The organism is Archangium sp., assembly GCF_057119385.1.
Genome location: NZ_DBNGVP010000077.1, coordinates 1 through 6,189 on the forward strand (window position 1 = coordinate 1; position 6,189 = coordinate 6,189).

Consider the following 6,189-nt stretch of genomic DNA (forward strand, 5'->3'; position numbering starts at 1 on the left):
GCGGGCCGCCACTCTCCCGGGTGGCGGCTCGTCGCCTTCCCATCACCCGCCGTGGCGCACCACCACCGGCGTGATGCCCATCACCCAGCTCGCTCACGCGCCCATCAACCAGCTTGCGCGTCAACACTCTGCCATGGCGCGAACCAATTCCTCCGCTTCCTGGTGGCTGTTGCCATAGCCGAAGAACTGGCTGCGCTCTCGGTCTCGGAGACGGCGCATCAACCAACACTCATTCGCCCCCCAAGGGACGCCGCTCAGAGGCGGGAACGGAGGCACCTCCGCGAAGTGCACGCCGAGATCCACCGTGAAGCTGCCACCAAACCTCGCGGCATTGAAGGAGATGATGTGCACCTGCTCACCGCGGCGGGTGTAGGTCCTGCGGCTGGCCTCGAACCCTCGTGGCACGACAAGGGCTTTCATCATCCTGTCACGAACACGCGCGAACTGGGCAGCGGTCAACATGTATCAGTAGCCTTGTGCTTGGTGAGAACGTGGGTGAGCCATCCCATGGCGCTGCGTCAGGAGACGATGAAGTCGCACTTCGCGATGGCGGCCTTGAAGGCCTCTTCCGCGGTGCCCGACTTCTTCGCCTCGACGGGAGCGTAGAAGCTCAGGGCCATCGTGGAGCGCGGGTGCTTGTAGAGGTTCTCCGGGCTCTGGTCCAACAAGGAGAGCAGCGAACTGCCAAATCGTTCCGGCCAGGCGAGGTCGCGGAGCTCGGCAATGTGACGGATGGGGTCCAGAATGGTGAAGCCGGGCCATTTGGGAAACCGGAGGGAGCGGGGGTCATTTCCGTGGAAGCGGCAGTGATCCAGACGCGCCTCGGAGAAGTCGCAGTCCTCGATGGAGCCCAACTGGTACTCCGGCTCCTTGCCGTACTCGGGCCAGTGCCCGAAGTCACACCCCGACAGCCGCCCCTTGAACCAGCACCCCTTGAGGGCAGCTCTTATCCAGTCCTGGTGGTTGATCAACTCCTGTTTCACCTCGAAGGTGCAGTTGATGAACCGTGCGCCGAGGATGCGCAGGCGTCTGGCGGGCAGTTTCAGGACAACAGTGCAGTTGCGCAGCGTCAGGTTGGGTCCAAGGAAGTAGAGCGAATCCTTGTCTGTCAATTCCAACCGCTCGTTTTCAGACGTCTTGTCCTCAATGAGAACGTTGGTGAGCCACCCCATGGCCGCCCCTTCAGAAGGTGAGCATCCGGAAGAAATCACCCGCCATGCGTCGGCCATGGTGCGCGAGGTTCGACGCCGTTGCGGAGAGCACGTGGTCGTGTCAGTAGACGATGCAGTCGAACTGCTCGATTACTGCCTTGAGCTCCTCCGGTGTACACCCGCTCCTCTTCGCGAAGTCCGGAGCAAACCACGTCAGTGCGGTTGTGGAGGGCGGGTAGCTGGCGAGGTCCTCGATCACAACGGGGCCGATGTTTCCAGGCCACTGCACGGTGGAGAGCTCACGGCTCTTACCGACGGGGTCCAGGAAGGTGAAACAAGGCCACTTGGGAAACCGAAGGGTCCGGGGGTCACCGTGGAAGCGACAGCCGTCCAGACGCGCCTCGGAGAAGTCGCAGTCCTCGATGGAGCCCAGCTGGTACTCGGGCTCCTTGCCGTACCCGGGCCAGTGCCCGAAGTCACACCCCGACAGCCGCCCCTTGAACCGGCACCCCTTGAGTGAGGCTCGTATCCACTGCTGATGGTTCTTCAACTCCTGCTTCACCTCGAAGATGCAGTCGGTGAAGCGCACGTCGCGAATGAACAGGTTGCTGGCAGCCACTTTCAGTACCAGCGTGCAGTTCTTCAGCGTCAAATTGCGGCCCAGGAAGTAGAGGGTACCTTTGTCTGTCAGCTCCAGCCGCTCGTGTTCCAACTGCTTGTTCTCGTAGAAAACCTTCTTGGCAATCATCCGCCGCCCTTTCAGAAGGTGAGCATCCGGAAGAACTCGCTCGCCATGCGCCGACCATGGTGCGCGAGGTTCGACGCCGTTGCGGAGAGGCTCGTGGCCAGGTCAGTAGACGATGCAGTCGAACTGCTCGATGACGGCCCTGAGCGCCTCTGGGGTGGTCTCCATCCGTTTCGCAATGGAGGGAGCGTGATACACCAGCGCTCTCGTGCCCGGCGGATCCTTGTAGATGCCATTCACGACGATATCCCCAAAGTTGCCCGGCCATCTGGCATTGAGCAACTCGGACACTTTTTGGATGGGCTCCAGGAAGGTGAAGCAGGGCCATTTGGGCAACCGGAGGGAGCGTGGGTCACATCCCATGAAGCGGCAGGCATCCAGACGAGCCTCGGAGAAGTCGCAGTCCTCGATGGAGCCCAGCTGGTACTCCGGCTCCTTGCCGTACTCGGGCCAGTGCCCGAAGTCACACCCCGACAGCCGCCCCTTGAACCGGCAGCCCTTGAGTGAGGCACGTATCCACTGCTGATGGTTCTTCAGTTCCTGCTTCACCTCGAAGATGCAGTCGGTGAAGCGCACGTCACGAATGAACAGGTTGCTGGCAGCCACTTTCAGTACCAGCGTGCAGTTCTTCAGCGTCAAATTGCGGCCCAGGAAGTAGAGGGTACCTTTGTCCGTCAGCTCCAGCCGCTCGTGTTCCAACTGGTTGTTCTCGTAGAAAACCTTCTTGGCAATCATCCGCCGCCCTTTCAGAAGGTGAGCATCCGGAAGAACTCGCCCGCCATGCGCCGGCCATGGTGCGAGAGGTTCGACGCCGTCCCCGAGAGAATCTCATACCGGCGGCCTGTGGCATGGTCAATCACGTCGACGCCCTTGCTCAGGCTGAAGTCATAGAGATGTCCAAGCTGGTCTTTCACCGTATTTTGCACGAAGCGGCCCCGGGCCTCGCGCTCCAGCAGGTGCGCCAGCCAGTACCTGCCCTTCTTGAGGGCATCGTCGATGGCTTCTTGCTCGGCGCGGGAGAGCCTGTGCTTCCCCCATTGCTGGGCGGCCTCTGTGACGGCCTTCTGAAGCCTGTCCCCCACCTCGTCTTCGACCGGGATGTCGTGGAGGGACCTGCCACGAGGCAAGTGCCACCGCTGCCCGTTGGGCAGAATGACCTGCAGATTGCCGCCCCGGTGACGGATGGCGACAATGCCCGAGGAGCCGCCCCCGGAGGACGTACCGCCACCCCGCCCCTTCTTGAGCATCACCACCGCCAGGGGGCCATGTGGCGTGGCCGCCACCGTCTCCACCGCCGCCACCGCCCGCGCCAGCGCACCCTCCTCGGCCGCCAGGACTTCCACCCGCCCCAGCACCGCCGCGCCCCCCTGCGCCCGCCACTGCGCGCTCGCCAGGCCGTAACCCGGTAGTGCCCGCACCCGCGCCGCCACCTCCCCCACCGTGCGCCCCGTCAACGCGCCCACCGCCAGCAGCATCGCCCGCGCCGCGTCCGTGCCCAGCACCCGGGCGAAGCCCTCGCCCGCCTCGCGCAACTCCTCGAAGGTGGTGGCCTCGTGCGCCCGCGTGGCCATGGCCGCCCAGCCGTCCATCAGCCCCCAGAGCGTGTCCACGCCCAGCCACGCCACCAGCACCACGGACAGCCCGGCGGCCAACAGCTTGGTGGTCGGCTCGGGCACCAGCCAGAGGGCCAGGTACGCCCCGAGCGTCCACATGCACGAGGCCACCAGCACCTGCGGGTCCAACTCCCGCCCCAACGCCGCCTTCGTCTCCTCCAGTACCGAGCCGAATGCCAGGGCCAGCGCCAGCGTGCGCCGGTCGTCCGTCTTGAGGTAGGGCCCGTCGTCCAGCAGGCGCAGGCAGTCGCCCCCGCCTCGCCCCCACGTGCACCACAGCAGGTAGCGCTCGCGCAGGGCCTCGTCCGCCACGGGCTTCAGCCGGCTGTCCGCGTCCTCGGGCACCAGGGTGAGCACCTGGCCCTTGTCCACCTCGGCCACCCACGTCCCACTCATCTGCTCCCACTCCGGGTGCTGCTCCACCTGGCCCTTGAGCCACTCGCGTGCGGCCTCGCGCGGGCTCTTGCCCTCGTGCTGCACCTGGTGGGCAATGTGCCGCAATGCGCGCTGGAAGTCCTCCCGGCTCACCGGCACCGGCCGCGTGGTGCCACGGCCCGGCTCCACCACCGCCACCTCGTACACCACCGCCCCCGTGAGGCCGGCATCCGAGGCCGGGGTGCTTTCCTCCACGGGAGCCGGTGGCGGGGTGAGCGACAGTGCAGGTCCCCGGCCCGCGAACATTCCGCCGGGAGGATGGCCCTTGGCACATGCCGAGAGCAACAGCACGAGCACCACCCACCAGCGGCGCGGCGGCAGACCTGTCGGGTGGGAATGCTTCAGATGGGGCGACATACCGCACCACTCCTTCCAGCCGGGCGGGCTGGTGCCAGGGGTTTCCGCGAGTACACGGAAACACGGGTACGGCGGTCAAGCCGACAGGTAGGGAGCGCGGTGGAGGATGCACTGGGTTGGCAGCGGGCACGAGCGCTACGGGAAGGTGATGTTCCCCAAGGTGACGGTGCGCTGCTGCTCGGCGTCCCAGAGCGTGAGGGTGTACGTGCCCCGCGCCTCCACCTCCGACGCCAACACCTCCACCACCACGCGGTGCCCGGGCTGCTGCTCCTCGGCTACTGCATCAGCCGGAGGAATGGGCTCTGGTTGCCAGAGGGGCAATGGCTTCAACACCTCGCCCTTGGGGCCGCGCAGCACCGCGCCCGCCGCCGTCCAGGGCCGCGTGCCGGGATTCCTCAGCCACACCTCCACCGCCACCCGGCCCTCGGCGCGGTAGCTACGGGCCTGGCTCATGACGAGGGCGCTGCCCTTGGCCTCGGTGACGCTGTCCGTCAGGTTCTTGAAGCCAATACGCCCTTCGACCAGCAACCCCGAGGCCAGCACGCCCCGGAGTCCCTCGGGGGCGCCGCGCTCTTCACGCAACTGGCGCACCTCCTGCTGGCACTGCTGGGCCTCGGCCCGGGCCGCCTTCTCGCCCTCCTGGATGGAGGCCACCGGGCGGGGCTCGCGAAACACCTTCACCTGGGACAAGCCCAGCGCGGGGTGGGCCAGCAGGAGGAAGCGAGCACACGCAGGGGCCGCGTCATCCGCGAAGCACACCTCCACTTGGAAGCGCTCCCCGGCCTTCAGCTTCTCCGGGGGCGTCAGGGTGACGCCGCGCTGGCCCACCGACACGTCCACGAAGCGCTCCCGCTCCTCCATTCGCACGGACCCTGGGCGAAGCGGTGTGTCGAAGCGCAACGTGAGGGGCACGTCCGGGCTGATGCACACCACGGGCGGTGTCTCGGGGGGCTCGGCCTTCAGCACGAGCTGCGGGCTCGCCGTTTCACACGCGTCCGGCGGGGACGGCTCGGCGGCCTGGGAGGAGGGAGCGAGGAGGGCCAGCGAGAGCAGGCCCACGGGAGACGCGAGGAGCACGGGAGTCAACCTCCAGGGGAAGGCGGGGCGGGGTGACGGGAGGCGTTGGCCTCTACCACACCTCCCATTCCCTGTGCTGCCCCCGCCGGTCTTACTCGAAGCGCTCCACCGCCCGGACATGTTGCGTGGTGATGACCACGGCGGAGTCGGTGGGGCCGCCGACGTCATCCCGGTAAGCACCCAGCGTTCCATCGCGGTGCGAGACCAGCTCCAGGCACACCGGGAACGTCGTTCCATCCCGCCGCATGGCCTGGGTGAAGCGGCCGTACACGCGCTCCGGCCCGAGGTAGAGCCGCCCGGTGAGCGTGGCATTGTTCAGCCCCTTGAAGTCAAAGACCCGCATGGGCGTGGACTCGCGCACGGTTTTGAGGATGCGGCCCTCGCGTTTGTCGGGGTCGCCGAAATCCGCGACGCCCACCTTCCCGACGGGGATGCCCAGCTCCTTCATTGTCTTCACCGCGCCCGGAGGGCAGTCGGCGGGCCGGGGCGGGGGGCGCACCACCTGGGGCGTGCTCGAGCAGCCGGTGAGCAACACGGTGCAGAAGCCCACCACGCACATCTCCTGGCGGCCCGGCACACAGTGCAACGCCTTGCGCTGCGGCCGGGCGGCGGGCTTCTCGTCGGGCTTCGGGCGGGTGTCGTTCTCGCGGAGCATGGAAGTGAGCGCGGGGGAAGGGGCCGGGAATGCAGCCGCGCTCCTTTCAGCTTCGGACGGCTCGCCCGGCTCCGCCACTTCGCGGACGAGCGCGGCGTGCAGCGTGGGATGGCTCGTCCACCACCTGGCAGGTGCTGGCACCCCCGGAGCGGCCGG

At 66.9% G+C, this 6,189-nt stretch carries 6 protein-coding genes and 1 pseudogene; all 7 read right to left on the bottom strand.

Annotated features, from left to right (window positions below; all coding sequences use genetic code 11):
* Positions 1-120: 120 nt before the first annotated feature.
* Entirely contained in the window at positions 121-462 is a 342-nt protein-coding gene (locus AC16DP_RS18570) for a DUF4304 domain-containing protein (protein WP_329725838.1), read from the bottom strand.
* A gap of 56 nt (positions 463-518) precedes the next feature.
* Positions 519-1,172 carry a hypothetical protein gene (locus tag AC16DP_RS18575; RefSeq protein ID WP_329725839.1) on the bottom strand — a complete coding sequence of 218 codons (654 nt, stop codon included), beginning with the start codon at positions 1,170-1,172 and terminating at the stop codon, positions 519-521.
* Positions 1,173-1,272: 100 nt separating this feature from the next.
* The gene (locus AC16DP_RS18580; protein ID WP_329725840.1) at positions 1,273-1,899 is read right to left on the bottom strand and encodes a hypothetical protein; all 627 of its coding nucleotides are present in this window, start codon (positions 1,897-1,899) and stop codon (positions 1,273-1,275) included.
* 102 nt (positions 1,900-2,001) lie between these two features.
* Positions 2,002-2,631, bottom strand: a complete 630-nt coding sequence (locus AC16DP_RS18585; protein ID WP_329725841.1) for a hypothetical protein — start codon at positions 2,629-2,631, stop codon at positions 2,002-2,004.
* 11 nt (positions 2,632-2,642) lie between these two features.
* A complete protein-coding gene (sitA5, locus tag AC16DP_RS18590; RefSeq protein WP_329725842.1) occupies positions 2,643-4,301 on the bottom strand; it encodes a SitA5 family polymorphic toxin in 1,659 nt (552 codons plus the stop codon).
* Positions 4,302-4,436: 135 nt separating this feature from the next.
* The gene (locus AC16DP_RS18595; RefSeq protein ID WP_329725843.1) at positions 4,437-5,378 is read right to left on the bottom strand and encodes a DUF2381 family protein; all 942 of its coding nucleotides are present in this window, start codon (positions 5,376-5,378) and stop codon (positions 4,437-4,439) included.
* Positions 5,379-5,469: 91 nt separating this feature from the next.
* Positions 5,470-6,189, bottom strand: a pseudogene (locus AC16DP_RS18600) (hypothetical protein); the annotation flags it as partial.